An 18,699-nucleotide genomic window follows, 5' to 3' on the forward strand; every position below is an offset into this window, starting at 1 on the left:
TCCCCATGGCCAACCACCTCTCCGCCAGTTCGCCAGCCCCCTTGCGCTGGCTGCGCCCCGATGTGCAGCCTTCGTTCGCGCTTCTGGATACTCGCGAACTTTTTGAACGCGGGCGTCACGCCGGGCGCGCCTTCTTCCTGCGCACGCCCGCCGGCGAAGGCTGGGAGAGTGAAGAGCTCCTGGGGCTGGGCTGCGCCCGGGAGTATGCGGGCCCTGGCGCCCTGGCCTCAGCGGCCCCGGCCTTACAGGCGTTGCGCCAACACACCCCGGCGCTCCCGCAAGACCTTCGTCTCCTGGCCTGGACCGCCTTTGACCCGACCTACGACCGTACACACGACACCACCTGGGCCGACTTCACCCCGCAATCCCTCTACCTGCCCGAGCTGCTGGTCCTGCGACGCGGCGACCACACCACGATCCTCGTCTGCGCGGCGAGTGAGCCTCCGCAACAGGTCTTTCAACGCTGGCTCAGCGTTCTGGACAGCCCCCACTCCGCACCGCCCCCGGCGTCCACACCGGCCTCATCGTCCTTTGCACTCGCCGACGAACACCGACGCTTTACCGAAAACGTCGCTCACTTTGTGGCCAACCCCGACCTGGGCAAAGTCGTCTTCGCCCGTCGCGACGCACGCCCGGGCGTCGCCGACGCCCGGATGCCCGCCATCCTCGACGGACTCCACCAACGCTACCCGGAATGCGCGATCTACGCGCTGAGCCCTCGCCACGGGGCTCCGGTCTTTGTGGGCGCCACCCCCGAAACCCTCGTCAGCGCCCGCGACGCTCAACTCCACACGATGGCCCTGGCCGGAACCACCCGGGGACGCAGCGCCCCCGATTCCCCGGAACGCCGCGCCGCCGAAGCAGCCCTGCTCGCCAGTCCCAAAGACCGCGACGAACACCACTTCGTCGTCGACATGATCGCCTCGGCCCTGCGCGAACTCGGCGCCGAACCTCACCACGGCGACGCCCCGCAGATCAAAGTCCTGGCCAACGTCTCCCACCTGGAGACCCCCGTCCATGCCCCGCTCACCCCGGCCTTCGGACTCCTGGACGCCCTCGATGCCCTCCATCCCACCCCGGCCGTCTGCGGGCAGCCTCGCGATCAGGCTCGCCAGCGCATCGCCCAACGCGAGGGGTTCGACCGGGGCCTCTACGCCGGCCCCCTGGGAACCATGAACCTGGCCGGGGAAGGTCGCTTCTTTGTCGCCCTTCGCTGCGGACTCCTCTCCCAGAGCGGCACCCTCCTCTTTGCCGGCGCGGGAATCACCGCCGAAAGCGATCCTCAGGTCGAGTGGGACGAAACCGGCGCCAAGCTCGCCGCCCTGGGCAGCGTGCTCAGCCAGGAGGCCCACCCATGACCTCTCCCACCCCGACCTGGCCGAACGTCAACACCCTCTGGGCTCAGGCGCTGGTCGACGAACTCGCCCGCGCCGGGCTTCGTCACGTCTGCATCAGCCCGGGGTCGCGCTCCACCCCCCTGGTGGTCGCTTTCGCCAACCACCCCGACATTGACGATATCTCCATCATCGATGAAAGGCAGGCCGCGTTCTTCGCGCTGGGGTTGAGTCAAACAACCGGCATCCCCACTGCACTGCTTTGCACCTCGGGTACCGCGGGCGCCAATTACTTCCCGGCCATCTGCGAGGCCTCTCGCTCCGCGCTTCCCCTCCTCGTCCTCACCGCCGATCGCCCGCCGCACCTCCACGGCTGCGGGGCCCCCCAGGCCATGGACCAGGCGCGCCTCTTTGGTACCCACACCCGCTGGTTCCATCAGGTCGCCGAGCCCGAACCTACCCCCGAGAAACTGCGTTACCTGCGCACCATCGCTTGCCGAGCTCTCGCGCTCGCCAGGGGCCCCCAGCCCGGCCCGGTCCACCTGAACCTCCCCTTTCGAAAGCCCCTGGAGCCGACAGCGCTGCCCGCGCACCATCGCGATGCGGTCCCTGCCGACTTTGCCCTCGCACACCCCCTGGCCGCCCGGGGGCGCCCCGATGGCCGGCCTTACCTGCACCTCCCCTCACCGGAGCTGCACGCCGACGACACCACGATCGGCGCGCTCGCCAGCCTCCTGGCGCAAGCGCAACGCCCGCTCATCCTGGCCGGCGCCGACCCCCATGGCCACGCCTACGCCGAGGACCTGCGCGCGCTGGCCACTCGCCTGGGCGCGCCGCTGATCGCCGAGCCCACCTCCGGGCTCCGCGCCCTGACCGACGCCGATGCCTCCTCCTTGCGCACCGGCGATCTCCTCTTTGAGAGTAAACTCTACACCCGGCACGGCGCGCCGGATCTGGTGCTGCGCACAGGCAAAGCCCCCCTGAACTGGGCCGCCGCTCGCCAGGCCCGCACCTGGCACGCCACCACCACGGTGATTCTCAACCCCGAGCCCGAAACCACCGATCCCGATCACCTGGCCGCCTGGCACGTGCAGGCCGCCCCCCGAACCACGCTCCGCGCCCTGTTGGCCAGAATCTCCCACACGCCCTCGCCACGGAGCTCCTGGCTGCAAACGCACCTCCAGGCTGACGCACACGTCCAAACCTCCCTCGGCCACGAGTTCGCCACCCTGGAAGACGAGGCGCCCGAGTTCCTGGCCAGCGCACAGATCTGGCACGAACTCGGTCAGGCCCTCCCCGACCACGCAGCACTCTTTGTCTCCAACTCCATGCCCATCCGCGACGTCGATACTTTCATGGCACTCCGCCACACCCCCATCGACGTGCATTTCAACCGCGGCGTCAACGGCATCGACGGCATCATCGCCTCCGGACTCGGCGTGGCCTACGCGCGCAACGCCGCGGGCCTCCAGGCTCCCACCGTCATCGCCCTGGGGGATGTGGCCCTCCGCCACGACCTCTCCTCGCTCGCGCTGGCTCACGAACTTGATCTTCCGGTGCTTGTGCTCGTCCACGACAATGAAGGCGGCGCCATCTTCGATTACCTGCCCATCGCGCACTTTGACGACGTGCACACCCGCCACTTTCTGACCTCGGCCCGCGCCCCGATCGATACTTCGTCACCGGCGCTGGCCTCCGTCTCCAGCGCCAACACCCCGGCCCGGCTTCGCCAGGCCCTGCAACGCTTTATCAACGCCCCCTCGTTTCAGATCATCTGCGCCCGCACCGAGCGCGCCCGCGACAAACACATCCGCGCCCACCTGCGCGAGCGCGGCGCCCGGGCGGCACTGCCTACCCAGAACACGACCGACCTTCAGGAATCCCGCTGATGACCTCCACACCCGGCCCTGTAAAATCGTGGCTCCTCGCCAGCCGCCCCAAAACCCTGCCCGCCGCCGCGGTCCCCGTGGTCGTGGGCAGCGCTGTAGCCTTTGGCCAGCAGAAGTTTGCCCTCGGCCCGGCTCTGGCGGCGCTCGCCGGCGCGGCGCTCATTCAGATCGGCACCAACTTCGCCAACGACTACTTCGACGCGAAGAGCGGCGCCGACAACGAAAACCGCCTCGGCCCCACCCGCGCTGTCCAGGCCGGACTGGTCACCCCCAACGCCATGAAGTGGGCCACTGTCCTGGCCTTTCTCGCCTCGGCCCTCGTGGGGCTCTACCTCATCGGCGTCGGCGGCTGGCCGATCCTCGTCATCGGCATCCTCTCCATCCTCTCGGGCATCGCCTACACCGGCGGCCCCTACCCCCTGGGCTACAACGGGTTGGGCGACGTCTTCGTGTTCATCTTCTTCGGCTTGATCGCCGTCACCGCCACCCACTACGTTCAGGCCCTGAGCTTCTCGGTAGAGGCCCTGGTCGCCTCGGTACCCATCGGCCTGCTCTCCACCGCAATCCTCATCGTCAACAACTACCGCGACATCGATACTGACCGCGTCGCCCACAAAAACACGCTTGCAGTCCGACTGGGGCGATCCGCCACGCGTAAACAGTACGCCATCACGGTGCTGGGAGCGTATGCTGTCCCCCTTGCGCAGGTCCTTGCCGGCCTCTCCAGCATCTGGGTCCTCCTACCCCTGCTGAGCCTGCCTCTCGCGTTCAAAAACATCCGCGCACTGGCTCGCCTCGAAGGCCCCGCACTCAACCCCCTGCTGGCACGCACCGCCGGTCTGCTCACCCTCTTCGGCCTGCTCTACGCCATCGGATTTACCCTGTGACACATCCCCTCATCCAGACCGAGATGCAGGTGCTCGAGCTTCAGTGGGCGCCCCTCGACCTCGATCTCCTCGTCCCGATCCGCACCGCCGCGGCCACCTACCGGGTGCGCCACGTAGTGATGCTACGGGCACGGGTGCGCATCGAAGGCCGCGAGGTCGTGGGCTACGGGGAATGCTCGCCATTGCCGGGCTGGAACGCCGAGTCGCGCGACGACGTCATCGCCGCCCTCACGCTGCTCCGTGACGATCCCAACCTCTCGGCCCCCCTCTCGCTGGGCCCCGGCCAGCTCGATCAGGCGCTGGGCCAACTGGCCCTCCTCCCCACCCTGCGCTTCGCCCTCGAACTCGCGCTCCTCGACGCCCTGGCTCGCCACCACAGCCTGCCCCTGGCCGCGATCTTGGGGCTCGCCAGCACCGCCACCGCCGACGACCTGCACCAGGGCGTGCCCCTGCAGACAACCTTCGCCCTGGACGCCCCCCTGATCACCGCCCAACGCGCGGCGGTCGCCGTCGGCAACTCCGAACTCGCCATCAAACTCAAGGTCGGCCTCGATCCCCTGCAGGGCGACCTCGAACGCATCCGGTTGGTCCGAGAGCACTGCCCCAACGCCCGCCTGCGCCTCGACGCCAACGGCGCCTTCAGCCCCGAGCAAACCCTCCGCTTTGCCCGGGCCGTGGCCGAATTTGACATCGACTTCATCGAAGAACCCGTCTCCCAACTCTCCGTCGATGCCTTTCAATACCTCCAACAGGCCAGCCCGGTCCCCATCGCCGCCGATGAGTCGGCCTCGCCGCCCGCACAGGCGCGCGCACTCATCGACGCCCGCGCTGTGGGCGCCCTGGTCCTCAAGCCCATGAGCATCGGTGGACTCCTGCCCACCCTGGAACTGATCCGCCTGGCCGACGCCGCGCACATACAGGTTGTCGTCAGCAACCTCATCGAAAGCGCCCTGGGCCGCCGGGCCGCCGCCCACCTGGTCATCGCAAACCGACACCTGCACGCCCTCCAGGGCTGCCACGGTCTCAAGACCGGTGGCTGGCTCCGCGCCGACGTCGCCCCCCGCGTCGATATCACCGCGCGCCAGCACCTCCGCCTGGACGATACCCCCGGGGTCGGCTTTATCCCGCGCCCCTGGAGTGAACAGCCTGGAGATGCACCATGAACCGCGCCAACACACTCCCCTGGCTCGAACGCGCCGCCCGCGCCTACCCCGAACGCCTGGCCGTGGTCGCTGGCGACACCCGACTCTCGTACGCTCAGCTCCGCGCTGAGGTCGAACGCCGCGCGGCCCTCCTCGCCCAACGCGGCGTCGGCCCCGCAACGCGCGTGGGCCTACTCGCCGACAACAGCCTGGAATGGTTGCTGGCCGCCCACGCCATCTTCTGGCGCGGCGCCGCCCTGGTGCCCCTTCACGCCCGCGCTACCCGCAGCGAACTCGCCACCATGGGCGCCCGCGTCCAACTCCACACCCTGATCACCGATCGTTCCGACCTCGCCAGCGCAATCCCCACGGCGATGCCCCCGCTCTCGCTGACCGAACTCCAGGACGCCCCCGAAGAACCCCTTCAGGCGCAGCCGATCACCCTCCACGATCCGCTGATCATCCTCTTTACCTCCGGCACCACCGGCACCCCCAGCGCGGTGCCCCTGAGCGCCGCAAACATCGACGCCAGCGCCCAGGCCTCCGCCGAACGCCTCGGCACCTTCAGCGACGACCGCTGGCTCTGCTGCCTCCCCTTAAGCCACATGGGCGGGCTCGCCACACTCCTGCGCTGCGTCATCTACGGCACCTGCGTCGAACTCAGCGATGGATTTGACGAAGCCGCGATCCTTCAACTCCTCGCCGAACGCCCGATCACCCTGGCCAGCCTCGTCCCCACCATGGTCCACCGTCTGCTACGCCACGGCCGTGGACGAATCCACACCTCCCTGCGCGCCATCCTGGTGGGCGGTGGCCCCGTCGATGCAACCGATCTTCGCGCCGCCCGACGCCGGGGCCTCCCCGTCCTCCCCACCTACGGGATGAGCGAGGCCGCTAGCCAGATCACGACGCTCCCCCTCGATGCCCCCGACGAGGCCCTGGCCAGCGCCGGCCGCCCCCTCCCCGGTACCGAGCTCCGCATCGTCGATGAGGCCGGCCTGCCGGTCGCCCCGGGCAACCCCGGAAGTATCGAAGTGCGCGGCCCCACCCTGTGCACAGGCTACCTCGGCGACGACACACCGCCGCTGCGCGACGCCCAGGGCTGGATGCGCACCGGCGACGTCGGACACCTCGACGAACGAGGCTTTCTCTTTGTACACCACCGGGCCTCCGAACGGATTGTCTCCGGCGGCGAAAACATCGATCCCCGCGAAGTCGAACGCGTCCTGCGCTCACTTAACCTCGTGAGCGACGCCTGCGCCTTTGCCATCGACCACCCCGAATGGGGCCAGGAACTCTGCTGCGCCCTGGTCCTCGCCGATCCATCGCTTCCCTCAACCCCTCCCAGCCCTCGGGCACCGGCGCTGAACGCCTCCAACGACTCCCTTCAAACCACGCTGCTCGAACACTGCCGCCAGAGCATGGCCCCCTTTAAGATCCCGCGACGCTGGTTCCTGATCGATGAGCTTCCCCGCACTGCCAGCGGAAAAGTCCGTCGCCGTGACCTTGTCAGCCTCGCGAACGATAACCTCAAGCACGCCCCTTCGACGTTTTACGATGTGAGGACCTCCTCATGAGCACCGCCGAACTCAGCCCCGCCCTCCCCACCTCCGACTCTTCCTCGACCGACCCGCGTCGACCGCTGACGGGCCGTCGCAGCGATGGCGCGCGCCATATCGTCCACATCGGCGACGTCCCCTTCGGGGCCGACCCCTTCGTGGTGATCGCTGGCCCCTGCGCGGTGGAATCCGCCGAGATGATTTCCCGCGCCGCCTCCTCCGTCGCCGAACTCGGTGCCAACGTCCTGCGCGGCGGGGCCTTTAAGCCCCGCACCTCTCCCTACAGCTTCCAGGGCCTGGGGATGCCCGGAATCTCCATGATGCACCAGGCCGCCCGCGCGCAGAACCTCCCCTTCGTCACCGAAATCCTCTCCGAAGACGTCGTCGATGAGCTCGCCGAACAGGTCGACGCCTTCCAGATCGGCGCGCGAAACATGCAGAACTTCGCCCTCCTGGAGGCCGTCGGCCGTACCGGTCGCCCCGTCGTCTTAAAACGTAACTTCGGCGCCACGCTCACCGAATGGCTCCTGGCCGCCGAGCACGTCGCCCGCGCAGGCTCTAGCAACATCGTCCTCTGCGAACGCGGCATCCGCACCTTCGGCGACGAAACCCGCTTCACCATGGACCTCGCCGGCGCGATGTGGGCCCAGGAACAAACGCGTCTCCCCGTCATCATCGACCCCTCCCACGCCATCGGCATCCCGCACCTCCTCGCCCGCGCGGCGGCCGCCGCCCTGGCCGCCGGCCTCGATGGCATCATGGTCGAGGTCCATCCCGATCCCGAACAGGCGCGTTGCGATGCCGACCAGGCCCTGACCGTCCCCGCGTTTAAAGAGCTGATGGCGCACCTGGAGCGCTTCGCCATCGTTCGCCCCCTGCTCAAACCCTGAGCCCGGCACCCTCACCCCCCGGCGCTTCTCCAGAACACACGCAGCGCTTCCACCACGCCCCGGGGCTCCTCCAGGTGCACATTATGCCCGGCGCCCCCGATCACTCGGGCTTCTCCACCGCTGGCCCCCGCCGCGCGCGCGGCCATCGACGCATAGCGGGCATCACTCGCCCCGGCAATCCATAGCGAAGGCACCCCAAGCCCGGGCAGCTCGGACCACCGTTCGGGTTCGAGCCCCGGGCTCACCTCGGCGATCACGCGAGCCAACGCCTCGGCATCCCCCTCCAGCCGACGCCCCTTCATTGCTTCAAAGCCCGGGTGCGCTCGCAAACTCTCAAAGAGCGCGAGCTCATACCACTCCGCCACAAAACCCCTCACTCCCACCCCACGCAACCGGGCCGCCCGCTCCCGATCGAGCTCCGCCCGCACCTTGCGGGCCCCCTCACCCTCGAGCCCCGGGCTGGCCGACTCCAACACCACCGTCCGAACCCGCTCCGGATACGCCAGCGCCAACGCCAACGCCACGCGTCCCCCCATCGAATACCCCACCACATCGACCGGCTCCGAACTCACCTCCGCCACGACCGCCGCCACCTGCTCGGCCATCGCCCCGAGTGTCATCGGCTCCTCCCCCAACGCACCGACGCTTCCCCCATGCCCGGGAAGATCCACCGCCACACATCGGCGAACATCCCGACACCCCGCGATCACCTCCTCCCAATCGCGACCATCCCCCATAAATCCGTGCACAAAGAGCGCTACCGGCCCCTCCCCCTGCTCCCTCACTTGCAATCGCCCCTTCACCACTGCCTCCTCAACCTCAGTTCGCCTTCCAGATCCCCGGCGTCACCCCGCAAAGCCCACGCGCTCCCCCCCGCCAGACATGCGCGCTCACGGCCTCTCAGCCTTCCCCCGCCAGATAACACGCCCTTCCGCGCGTACAACACCCTTTTCCAAACTCACACAACCCCCTGTACGCGCGTACAACACCCTTTTCCAAACTCACACAACCCCCTGCACGCGCGTACAACACCCTTTTCCAAACTCACACAACCCCTTGTACGCGCGTACAACACCCTTTTCCAAACTCACCCCCCCCTGCACGCGCGTACAACACCCTTTTCCAAACTCACACAACCCCCTGCACGCGCGTACAACGCCCTTTTCCAAGCTCAAACACCCCCTTGCACGCGCGTACAACCAGACTGTGACCCGAAAAATACCCTCTGCACGCGCGCGTACCGCCCCTTGCGTGCACCAGGCACACGCCCTCCAGAACAGGAACACGCCGACCGGACTCCCCGGGCCCCGAAGACTCCCGGTACCCAACACACAAAAAAGCCGACCCCACGGAAGGGGGCCGGCTTTGCACTGTCTCAATCTCGCTCAGGAGCGGGAGTTCACTTCCGGCGAGTTGCTGTGAGATGGGGCGACGCCCGGGAGCGCGCTCTTGGGTGGTGGGCTGACCCGACCGTCATCCCTGCGCTCCATCCCGGGTCCCGCCTCTCAGGGGCCCCAGGTAAAGGGCTGTTCCACGGCGACTTCGCCCTGAATGTCCTGAAGATGGGTCAGGTAGTCCTCACCAAGCGCGACCGTTCCCTCCTCGCCACCATGGGCACCGAGAATATAGGTGCGGTCAAGCGGCACCCCGGCCTGCGCGTAGGCGTAAATGTCGGTGGTCGCGTTGCCATAGGCCACCGTCACCTCAAATCCGAGCCCCTGCAGGTACGCCAGAAACTCCGCTTTGTACGTTCCCACCCCACCTTCGGTCGGCATCGACTCGGAGTTCGAGCTGGTCAGGCGAAGATGCCCCGGCGCCATCCCCTGATCGATCAACCACTCCCGGCTCTGCGCGGTCAGCCAGTAGGGCCGACCGGTCATGTACACCAGCTGATAGCCGTGCTCACCGTGGCGCACCTGGGTGATATCCGTCGCTCCGGCGCGAGCCTCCGGCACGTAATCGCCGTCGAAAATCGGCTCAAAGAGATCATTGAAGATGTCGGCAAAGAGCTCGGTATCCGAGGTCGTCAGCGTCGCGTCGATATCAAAGACCAGAAGCTTCGTGCCCTGCGGCAGAACCCGCATCATCGAGCGAGTGTACGTATTATCGCCCATCACCCGCAGGTAGAGCGCGTACGCTCCCACCGGCGGCAGCACATCCGGCGCCATCGTCAACGCCACTCGCCCATCACTATCGGTGAGCCCCTCTCCCACACGCACGTACTCCCCGGAGCAGTCGTCCATCCACACCTCGATCCGCTCGCCCTGCAGGTCTTTGCTGGTCGGACCGTAGGTGAACTTGCCGGTGAGCACAGCCTCACGCGCCGGATGCGTGATCACATCCTGCGCGCTATGCCAGTCACTGAGCGCGGCGATGGCACGACTCGAGAAGTTCTCCCAGTCCACAGTGTCATCTTCCCCAAACTGCGGCAGGGGCGCCTGGTCACAAAACACATGGACCGGCAGCGAGGCGCCCGGGTCAACGTCCCCCTCGCCGGCATCGTTCGACCCTCCATCCCCAACATGGTCGCCTTTCCCATCCGGCTCGCCGACATCTTCGTTCCCGACGTCGTCGTTCCAGGGGGCCTGAGAAGCTTCGGACGGACCACAGGCGCCAAGCATCGCCGAAAGCGCCAGTATCGCGGTCGCGCGCGACCAGAGAGTAGATTCAACACATGTCTTCATCACACACCTCGTCGTTGGGGACTCGTTTTTATCACTTCTCACTTTGGGCGCGCATCATAACGACGCGCTCCTCAAACGCAAACGGCATCGACTTGCGCACCTCAAGCCCCTCTGGGTATCGATACCCCGACGATTCCCCTCTCCCATGGAGCAGATCATGACCCTGAAACTGACCATCTGGCACAATCCCCGGTGCAGCAAATCTCGCCAGACCCTGCAACTCCTCGAAGAGCACGGCGCCGAGCTTACGGTACGCCGCTACCTCGACGATCCCCCCTCAGTCGACGAACTCCGCCACGCGCTGACCCTGCTCGGCATCGACGCCGCGGGACTGGTCCGCCGCAAAGAAGCGCTCTTTAAGGAACTCGACCTCAAAGACGCCGCCGACGACGCTCTCATCGAAGCCATGGCAACGCACCCCAAACTCATTGAGCGCCCCCTCGTCCTCAGCGAAGGCGACGCCGCCATCGGCCGCCCCCCCGAAGACGTCCTGCGTCTCCTCTGAATCGTCCTCGCTCCCCTCAGGATCTCCCATGCCCACCATCAGCGACGACGCCGTACAGAAGGCCACCGGACACGACTGGGCCCACTGGTTCGCGCTCCTGGATACCCTCGGCGCACAGGCGATGTCCCATACCACCATCGCCAGCCACCTCCAGACCCACGAAGGCGTCTCGGGCTGGTGGGCGCAATCGATCACCGTCGCCTACGAGCGCGCCCGAGGAATGCGGGAGCACGGCCAGACCACCCGCGGGTTTCAGGTCAGCACGCAGAAAACCGCCTGGCCCGACGTGCAGGCGGCCTGGAGCGCGCTCACCTCCTCGACTGGGCTCAAAATCTGGCTGGCCGACAACGCGCCCGACGCGCTACAGGAAGGTCAGACCTTTGCGCTGCCCGATGGCACCCGCGTGGAGGTGCGTGGCATACGCCCGCACCAGCAGATTCGTCTGGGCTGGCAGCCCCTCGGAGACTTGCCCACGCAGGTCGTCATCGCCCGCACCGCCACCAGCGCATCCGGCAAAGGCACGATTGGATTCACCCACGAGAGCCTCCCGGACGAAAGCGCCCGTCAGGACTCCCGAGAACGTTGGGCGGCCTGCCTCAAAGCGCTCGCTCGCCAGGCCCTCTAAACCCTGCCTCAGTCTCCCCCGCTCGCCAGCGAGCCTTTCCGGCGGCATGCGCCGCCCCTTCCCACTCATCTATGAGCACGACCATGACTCAAAGCGATCTTCTCCAACGCGCCAATCACGCCTGCGAACTCTGCGGCGCCACCGACGACCTGGCCCCCCTGGCCGTAGCCCCCTACGCCGATGAGAGCCTGGATCATAACGCGCTGTGCTGCGCTACCTGTCGCGCCCAGATCAACGGCGACAGCGACCTCGACTCAAAGCACTGGTTCTGCCTTCAGGAATCCATCTGGAGCGAACATGCCCCGGTACAGGTCCTCGGCTACCGCCTGCTCCACCGTCTGAGCGCGGAGCCCTGGGCCGGCGATCTTCTGGCTCAGGCCTACCTGGCCGACGACGTGCTCCAGTGGGCTCGCGATGGTCTCCACGCCACCGACGACGATGCCCCCCGCACGCTCGACAGCAACGGCACCGAGCTCCAGGAAGGCGACGCGGTCACCCTGATCAAAGACCTCGACGTCAAGGGCACCTCCTTCACCGCCAAGCGTGGCACGCTCGTCAAGAACATCCACCTCACCGGCGACCCGGCCTACGTCGAAGGACGAGTCAACGGCACGGTCATCGTGCTCAAAACCGAGTTTCTCAAACGCGCCTCCTGACCCCCCACGTACGCGCGGCCCGACAAAGCGCCGGGCCGCGCGATGTTTAACTTCACACCAACACTATCCTTCAGCGCCGCTCTGCCCCCGGACCTCCCATCGACGAACTCGCCACACCACCAGCCGACGACACCGGCGCGTCAAATGCTCCTCAGCCGCCGCCGAGACGCCCGCCTCGCAGCGCGAAGCGCATCGTGCTCTTTGCGCTGGTACTCCTGCTGATTGTCGGGTGGTCCTTGCTCTTTCTCTACACCGAACCCGCCCAGGTCATCGCCTGGATGGGCGTGGAGAACAGCTATCTGGTGGGCTTTCTCATCGCGGTATTCGGGGCGCTGGGCTCGGTCACCCCCTTCTCGACCTACCCGGCGGTCTACGCCATGGCCGCGGCTGAGGTGAACCTCCTGCTCCTCATCCCCCTGGTCGCCATCGGACTCACGCTGGGCGACGCCCTCTTCTTCTACTTCGGCGTCAGCTCCCGTTCGATGGTTCCTGAGCGATTCGAAGCGAAAGTCGAGCGCATCTGGCACTGGCTGGAGAGCAAGCCCCAGATCTTCATCCAGATCTTCATCTTCATCTACGTGGGCTTCTCCCCCTTCGCCAACAACCTGCTCACGGCCCCTCTGGCGCTGGCTGGCTACCGCTTCCGCAAGATCGTGCTGCCCCTGACCCTGGGTAACTGCTCTCTCCCCATCGTCGCCAGCTACCTGGCGACATCCGGGGCATAAGCCCACGGCGCGACCTCAATCTCCCCGGTGGCATCCGCCAACAACTCACACCGGTGCGCCGCACCTGCTGCGCGTCAGACATCCTACCCCCCGCGCGCGCCCGGCAACGGATCTTCCCGGCAGGCTCCACCCCGGCCACAGGCCCATGTTTACAAAGCGATCTTCGCGCCGAACCTTGACACTCTTGGGCCGCACGTCCAACATCGCCGCGCTCTGAAATGCGATGCAACCCAACTCAGGAAGAAAGATGAGCAAGCACCCCAAGTTTCACCCATTCCGCCCCCACCCCTGGCACGGCCTCACCGCAGGAGACGACGCCCCCAACGTCGTCAACGCCTACATCGAGATGACTCCTTTCGATTCGGTCAAATACGAAATCGACAAGGAGACCGGCTACCTCTGCCTGGATCGTCCGCAGCGCTTCTCCTCCCAGCTCCCGACCCTCTACGGCTTCATCCCCCGCACGTACTGCGCCGACCGCGTCGGCGAGCTTGCGCTGACCACCGATGAAGGCGACCTCGATCCCCTGGACATCTGCGTGCTCAGCGAGCGCCCGATCACCCGCGCCGAGCTCCTGGTGAGCTGCCGGGTCATCGGCGGGCTGCACATGATCGACCACGGCGAGGCCGACGACAAAATCGTGGCCGTGCTGGAGAACGACACCGTCTGGGCCGACGCCCGAGACATCACCGATGTCCCGGAAGTGTTCATCGAGCGCTTGCGCCATTATTTCCTGACCTACAAAATGGTGCCTGGCGAAACGACATCCAACGTTCAGGTCGACACGATCTACGGCGCGGAGCATGCCCATAAGCTCGTGCGCGCGGCGATGGCCGACTACCAGGACCACTTTGGCGAATAAGCGTCGGGCTCTCTCCCGGCGCTAAGCCCGGGAGAGACACGTGCTCCGCATCCCCAGAACGCTCTTCACCCTGGCCGCGCTCAGTCTGAGCGCGGCCTGCTGGTCCACCAACGAGCCGCAGCTCGGGCTCGGCAACGCCGAGCTCGCCGGTGGGCCCCGGATCGACTTCGACCTCGACGAACGCCCCTTCCCCAACATCCCCTTCCCCAACGACCTGGCCACTCGCGTCGATGCGGCGAGCCCTACGGGCAAACGCCTCAACGTCAGCGAACTCGGCGCCAGTGCGGCCGAAACCAGGGTCCGCAAAGCCCTCAACGAACAGAACGGCTTCGGGGTGTTCTCCCCGATGCACGTCTCCTTCGATGCGCCCCTGGATGTTGAAAACCTCATCGCTCGCCATCAGCAGCTGACCCCCGACTTCGACGACGACGCGATCTACCTGGTAAACGTCGATCCGAAGAGCCCGGGCTATGGCGAGGTCGTACTTCTGGACATGGGACTGGGCAACTTCCCCATCACCCTCTCCCGCACCAACAACTACTTTGCACTCGACCCTCGGGCCGACGATCGCAACCTGCTCTTCGAAGAATCCGCCGAAGAGGCCACCGGACCTGAGGGACAGCTCCTCTGGAGCGATGACACCGACGACGACGGCGTTCTCGACCTCCCCAACACCCGCACCCCGGGCGGCGAACCGAGCGACTTTCGCGAAGTACTCGACTTTTATGAGCGCGAGACCGACACGCTGATCCTGCGCCCGGTCAACCCACTGGCCCCCGGAACCACCTACGCCCTCGTGCTCACCGACGCGCTCACCGGCGAGGACGGCCGGGCTGTAGATAGCCCCTTTGAGACGGTGCATCACCTGGACCAGAGCCAGGCCCTGGAACCGCTTCGAAGCATCCTCCCGGAGCGCTTCCCATCCCGCTTCGACACCGACTTAAGCCAGCTCCGCTTCGCCTGGACCTTCACCACCCAGGTTCCCACCGAAGTGATCGAGGCCGTACGCGCCGGCCTCTATGGTCACGGCCCTCTGGACTGGCTTTCGGAGCGCTACCCCGCCGAGTTCGTCACCCTCCACAACCTGAAGTCCGAAGGCGCCCCGGAGCCGATGACCTTTAAACTCGACGCGCTCCTGGAGTTCATTGTGCCGCTGGCGACCGACGCTCTGGGGGCAGCCGGCACCCGCGTCATTGAAGAGGCCTTTGAAGACGTCGACTACGTCATCAGCGGCACCTACCTCTCCCCGCATTTTCTGATCGACCCCAAAGGCCTTGCTCGCCAGGGCAATCAGGCCAACGACGACGCGCTCTTCCAGATCGACCTCGCCAGCGGCCAGGCCGAGGTACGCGACGCCGAGGTTCATTTCATCTGCACGGTTCCGCGCGCCCAGGGGCAGCGCCAGGCGCCTTTCCCGGTGATCATCTACAGCCATGCCATCGGCTCGACCCGCTTTGAGATGCTCGCGTTTGCCGGCGCCATGTCGAAGTTTGGATTTGCCACCTGCACCATTGACGCGGCCGGACACGGCCTGGAACTCCCCGCGGAGTTTCGAGGAGCTGTCGACGCCCTCGGTCGTAACGAGGGGCTCGAAAACCTCGCCGACGTCATCGGCCTGCATCGTGCTCGCGACCTCGACAACGACGGCACCAGTGATTCTGGCAGCGACTATTTCTCGGCCGACATCCTGCACTCCCGCGACATGATTCGGCAGACCGCTATCGACCAGATGCAGCTGATTCGCATCCTCCGCTCCTTTGATGGTCAACGGCGATTCCCCTCCTCGGCCAACGCCCACACGCGTCTGGGCCGCGAACTCCCCCACCTCTTACTCAACTTCGACCAGAACGCCGACGGCCAACCGGAGCTCGCGGGCGACTTCAACGGCGATGGGCAGGTCGACTTCGGCGGCGACCGCCCCTACGCCGCCTGGGGAACCTCCCTGGGAGGCATTCAGGCCAGCGTGCTCTCGGGCATCGAGCCGACAATTGTCGCCGGCGCCTCCAACGCCGGAGGGGGCGGGCTCCTCGACATCGCCACGCGCACCACCATCGGCAACGTGCGCAACGGCGTGGTCTTGCGCATGATGGGCCCGTTGGTCATCGGACGCCCGGTGAACGACGGGCAAAACACCCGCCTGGACTGGCTCTTCCCCCAGGGCGATCGCTCCTCCTCAACCCCCATCGCGCTGCTCCCGGCCCTGGCCGACGGCGATCGCGTGGTCGTGCGCAACCTCACCCGCGAGGCCAACGAGCTGGTACCCGCGCACGAAGCCTACGGTCAGACCTACGTGCGCCAGGGCAGCTTCCGGGTCGGTGTGGCCGCCGACGCGCTCAGCGCGTCGGCGCGGCGAGCGTTAATCGGGTTTGATGCAAACACCGACGTCTACGCCGACCTGATAGGCTGTGCCCCTACCAGCACCTGCGGCCGAAACAACTGCGGCGAAGAGCAATACTGCTCACTCAACGAAACCTGCGAGCCCCTGGCAGAGTGCTTCGCGAGCTTCGACGCCGCCAAACTGCGCGAACTCGCTCCGGAACGCGCCGAGCTCTTTGAGCGTCGGGTGGTCACGGACCCCCGGCGCCTGGGGGATCCGATCATCATCGACATCTTCGGAGCCGATGGCGAGTTGAAGCACCGCATTGACAAACTGGGCTACACCTACATCTCGCAAAACCTTTACTTCCCGGCAGACGCTCCCCTGGCAGCCCCGGCGGAAGGATGGGGACTTCGCCGCCAGACGCCGCGCTTTCGCAGCTTTATGGGCCTCTCCCAGATGCTCCTGGAACAGGCCGACCCGGCGGTCTACGCCGCCCACTACTTCAAGCGTCCCTTGAACTACCCCTACGAGAGCGAAGCCTTCCGGGTTGGCGGCACGAACTTCCTGGCCATCGGTACCCTCGGAGACCAAACCGTCCCCATCAGCGCGGCCATCGCCATCGCCCGCGCCGCGGGGGTGGTGGAGGTCCTGGCCGAAGATCCCCGCTATGGCATGCCCGAGAACCAGTTCCTGATCGAAAACTTCGTCTACGAGGGCATCGCCAACCTCGACCGATTCCCCTCACATCCAGGGACGCTCTTTGATCCAGACAACCTCGACGGAGGAAAGTGGCGCCGGCCCGACCAGCCCGATAACATCACTCCCAAGCCGGTGGCCGAGACCCCGCTTCGGGCCACCGTGCAGACCGACTACGGCACCAGCGCGCTGCGCTTTGGCTACCTGAGCATCGGCGGCGAACATACCTTCAACGCGCCCCGGCCCGAGGACGCATTCGACATTCACACCTTCTTAACCAACCAGGTGGGCTGGTTTCTGGCGACCGGTGGAAAGACCCTCTCCGACGACCACTGTTTGGAGAAGATGCCCATGACCGGCTGCGAGTTCTTCGACCGCAGCCGCTACGAGAACCCACTCTAAACACACGCACTCACAGCGTTTCCTTTACCTGCACACGTCGCAATCGACGCAGGAGTTCTTGCATGACTTTCGGAATCTTTGAAGCATACCCTGAAGTCTCTCCCCAACGTGGTGTTTTCTGTAACCGCACGCTCAACCTGCGCTCGATCAAGGCCGTGGGATACGACATGGACTACACCCTGGTCCATTACCACGTCGACGCCTGGGAAGGTCGAGCCTACGAACACATCAAGCTGCGCCTGCTGGCCGAAGGCTGGCCGGTGGAAGACCTCCACTTTGATCCGAACTGGGTCACTCGTGGGCTGGTCATCGACCTGAAATTGGGCAACCTGGTCAAGGCCAACCGCTTTGGCTACGTCTGGCGCGCGGCCCACGGCACCGAAATCATCCCCTACGCCGAGATGCGCGACGCCTACACCCGTACCCTGGTCGACCTCAACGACCATCAGCGCTGGGTCTTTCTCAACACCTTCTTCTCGATCTCTGCCGGGGTGATGTACGCCCAGCTCGTCGACCTGCTCGACCGCGGCGTGCTCCCCGAAGTGCTCGGCTACGTCGACCTCTACGGACGTGTCCAGGACGTCCTGGATGCGGCCCACATCGAAGGGGAGCTCAAAGCCGAGATCATGGCCCACCCCGAGGTCTACGTCGATCGCGACCCGGAAGTGCCGCTGACTCTCCTCGACCAGCGCAACGCCGGCAAGAAGCTCATCCTGATCACCAACTCCGAGTGGTCCTACACACACTTTATGATGGCCTACACCATCGATCCCTACCTGCCCGAGGGCATGACCTGGCGAGACATCTTCGACCTGGTGGTCGTCTCAGCCCGCAAACCGGCCTTTTTCTCCGGTTCCGCTCCCATCTTCGAGGTGGTCAACGACGAGGGGCTCCTCAAACCCTGGGTGGGCCAACTCGAAGAAGGCCGTGCCTATCTGGGCGGAAGCGCCTCCGACATTGAGGGCGCCCTGGGCTTCTCCGGCGACGAAATTCTTTACGTCGGCGACCATCTCTTCGCCGACGTCAACGTCACCAAAAGTGTGCTGCGATGGCGCACCGCTCTTGTGATGCGCGAGCTGGAGAACGAACTCCACGCCATTGAGCAATGCGCGGAGAACCAGGTTGAGATTCGAAAAATGATGCTGGAAAAGGTCAAATACGAAGACGCTTTCTCCATCCGACGGCTCGCCCTGCAGCGACTGCGCCAGGGCTACGGCCCCCAGCCCGAGGTCAGCGCCGAAACGCTGGAGACGGAGATGGCTGAGCTTCGAGAAAAGATCGTCGACCTGGACACCCGACTCGCCCCCCTTGTCATGGACGATGGCGTGGCCTTTAACGCCAGCTGGGGCTACCTGATGCGCACCGGAAACGACAAAAGCCATCTGACCCGCCAGGTGGAGCGCTACGCAGACATCTACACCTCCCGCGTCTCCAACCTCCTGCGCTACTCACCCTTTATGTTTTTCCGGGCGCCACGGGGCAGCGTCCCTCACGACCCGGGCAACCCCTGACGCACCGTCTCG

The 18,699-nt window shown here is 66.0% G+C and carries 15 protein-coding genes; 13 read left to right on the forward strand and 2 right to left on the reverse strand.

The window, feature by feature from the left end; genetic code table 11:
- Window positions 1-5: 5 nt before the first annotated feature.
- From DL240_RS05795 to aroF, 6 genes are read left to right on the forward strand one after another with little or no spacing between them, the layout of a single operon-like run.
- A complete protein-coding gene (locus tag DL240_RS05795; protein ID WP_111728929.1) occupies window positions 6-1,358 on the forward strand; it encodes an isochorismate synthase in 1,353 nt (450 codons plus the stop codon).
- Window positions 1,355-3,223, forward strand: coding sequence for a 2-succinyl-5-enolpyruvyl-6-hydroxy-3-cyclohexene-1-carboxylic-acid synthase (menD, locus tag DL240_RS05800; protein WP_111728930.1), 1,869 nt, complete (start codon window positions 1,355-1,357; stop codon window positions 3,221-3,223). The genes DL240_RS05795 and menD overlap by 4 nt, the downstream gene beginning before the upstream one ends.
- The gene (locus DL240_RS05805) at window positions 3,223-4,110 is read left to right on the forward strand and encodes a 1,4-dihydroxy-2-naphthoate polyprenyltransferase (RefSeq protein WP_111728931.1); all 888 of its coding nucleotides are present in this window, start codon (window positions 3,223-3,225) and stop codon (window positions 4,108-4,110) included. The genes menD and DL240_RS05805 overlap by 1 nt, the downstream gene beginning before the upstream one ends.
- Window positions 4,107-5,273: an enolase C-terminal domain-like protein gene (locus DL240_RS05810; RefSeq protein ID WP_111728932.1), complete on the forward strand. Its 1,167-nt coding sequence runs from the start codon at window positions 4,107-4,109 to the stop codon at window positions 5,271-5,273. Before DL240_RS05805 ends, DL240_RS05810 begins: the two co-directional genes overlap by 4 nt.
- Window positions 5,270-6,829 carry a class I adenylate-forming enzyme family protein gene (locus tag DL240_RS05815; RefSeq protein ID WP_111728933.1) on the forward strand — a complete coding sequence of 520 codons (1,560 nt, stop codon included), beginning with the start codon at window positions 5,270-5,272 and terminating at the stop codon, window positions 6,827-6,829. Before DL240_RS05810 ends, DL240_RS05815 begins: the two co-directional genes overlap by 4 nt.
- A complete protein-coding gene (gene aroF / locus DL240_RS05820) occupies window positions 6,826-7,701 on the forward strand; it encodes a 3-deoxy-7-phosphoheptulonate synthase (RefSeq protein WP_111728934.1) in 876 nt (291 codons plus the stop codon). The genes DL240_RS05815 and aroF overlap by 4 nt, the downstream gene beginning before the upstream one ends.
- A gap of 11 nt (window positions 7,702-7,712) precedes the next feature.
- Here aroF and DL240_RS05825 read toward each other — a convergent pair whose 3' ends face one another.
- Window positions 7,713-8,504, reverse strand: a complete 792-nt coding sequence (locus tag DL240_RS05825) for an alpha/beta fold hydrolase (protein ID WP_111728935.1) — start codon at window positions 8,502-8,504, stop codon at window positions 7,713-7,715.
- Between the two features lie 702 nt (window positions 8,505-9,206).
- Window positions 9,207-10,385 (reverse strand): LNS2 domain-containing protein, encoded by a 1,179-nt coding sequence (locus DL240_RS05830; RefSeq protein ID WP_146618127.1) that lies wholly within the window; start codon window positions 10,383-10,385, stop codon window positions 9,207-9,209.
- A 157-nt stretch (window positions 10,386-10,542) separates the two neighbouring features.
- Between DL240_RS05830 and arsC the strand changes: the two genes are divergently transcribed.
- The 7 genes from arsC to DL240_RS05865 all read left to right on the forward strand — a co-directional run bounded on the left by arsC (window position 10,543) and on the right by DL240_RS05865 (window position 18,687).
- Complete coding sequence (gene arsC / locus DL240_RS05835; protein WP_111729248.1) at window positions 10,543-10,890, forward strand: arsenate reductase (glutaredoxin); 348 nt, start codon at window positions 10,543-10,545, stop codon at window positions 10,888-10,890.
- A 28-nt stretch (window positions 10,891-10,918) separates the two neighbouring features.
- Window positions 10,919-11,515, forward strand: a complete 597-nt coding sequence (locus tag DL240_RS05840) for a hypothetical protein (RefSeq protein ID WP_111728937.1) — start codon at window positions 10,919-10,921, stop codon at window positions 11,513-11,515.
- 83 nt (window positions 11,516-11,598) lie between these two features.
- Window positions 11,599-12,171: a PhnA domain-containing protein gene (locus DL240_RS05845; protein WP_111728938.1), complete on the forward strand. Its 573-nt coding sequence runs from the start codon at window positions 11,599-11,601 to the stop codon at window positions 12,169-12,171.
- A 194-nt stretch (window positions 12,172-12,365) separates the two neighbouring features.
- On the forward strand, window positions 12,366-12,896 hold the full coding sequence (locus DL240_RS05850) for a hypothetical protein (protein WP_111728939.1): 531 nt from the start codon (window positions 12,366-12,368) through the stop codon (window positions 12,894-12,896).
- Window positions 12,897-13,143: 247 nt separating this feature from the next.
- Entirely contained in the window at window positions 13,144-13,758 is a 615-nt protein-coding gene (locus DL240_RS05855; protein WP_111728940.1) for an inorganic pyrophosphatase, read from the forward strand.
- Between the two features lie 40 nt (window positions 13,759-13,798).
- Window positions 13,799-17,176, forward strand: coding sequence for an alpha/beta hydrolase family protein (locus DL240_RS05860; protein ID WP_111728941.1), 3,378 nt, complete (start codon window positions 13,799-13,801; stop codon window positions 17,174-17,176).
- Between the two features lie 62 nt (window positions 17,177-17,238).
- The gene (locus DL240_RS05865; RefSeq protein ID WP_111728942.1) at window positions 17,239-18,687 is read left to right on the forward strand and encodes an HAD-IG family 5'-nucleotidase; all 1,449 of its coding nucleotides are present in this window, start codon (window positions 17,239-17,241) and stop codon (window positions 18,685-18,687) included.
- The last annotated feature ends 12 nt before the right edge of the window (window positions 18,688-18,699 follow it).

It is taken from the genome of Lujinxingia litoralis (genome assembly GCF_003260125.1).
In the GTDB taxonomy this organism is placed as follows: domain Bacteria; phylum Myxococcota_A; class Bradymonadia; order Bradymonadales; family Bradymonadaceae; genus Lujinxingia; species Lujinxingia litoralis.

Excerpts from the sequence above, each read along its gene's own strand:
- DL240_RS05795 (WP_111728929.1), top strand. The coding sequence starts at position 6 with ATGGCCAACCACCTCTCCGCCAGTTCGCCAGCCCCCTTGCGCTGGCTG.
- menD (WP_111728930.1), top strand. The coding sequence starts at position 1,355 with ATGACCTCTCCCACCCCGACCTGGCCGAACGTCAACACCCTCTGGGCT.
- DL240_RS05805 (WP_111728931.1), top strand. The coding sequence starts at position 3,223 with ATGACCTCCACACCCGGCCCTGTAAAATCGTGGCTCCTCGCCAGCCGC.
- DL240_RS05815 (WP_111728933.1), top strand. The coding sequence starts at position 5,270 with ATGAACCGCGCCAACACACTCCCCTGGCTCGAACGCGCCGCCCGCGCC.
- aroF (WP_111728934.1), top strand. The coding sequence starts at position 6,826 with ATGAGCACCGCCGAACTCAGCCCCGCCCTCCCCACCTCCGACTCTTCC.
- DL240_RS05830 (WP_146618127.1), bottom strand. The coding sequence starts at position 10,385 with ATGAAGACATGTGTTGAATCTACTCTCTGGTCGCGCGCGACCGCGATA.
- arsC (WP_111729248.1), top strand. The coding sequence starts at position 10,543 with ATGACCCTGAAACTGACCATCTGGCACAATCCCCGGTGCAGCAAATCT.
- DL240_RS05840 (WP_111728937.1), top strand. The coding sequence starts at position 10,919 with ATGCCCACCATCAGCGACGACGCCGTACAGAAGGCCACCGGACACGAC.
- DL240_RS05845 (WP_111728938.1), top strand. The coding sequence starts at position 11,599 with ATGACTCAAAGCGATCTTCTCCAACGCGCCAATCACGCCTGCGAACTC.
- DL240_RS05855 (WP_111728940.1), top strand. The coding sequence starts at position 13,144 with ATGAGCAAGCACCCCAAGTTTCACCCATTCCGCCCCCACCCCTGGCAC.
- DL240_RS05865 (WP_111728942.1), top strand. The coding sequence starts at position 17,239 with ATGACTTTCGGAATCTTTGAAGCATACCCTGAAGTCTCTCCCCAACGT.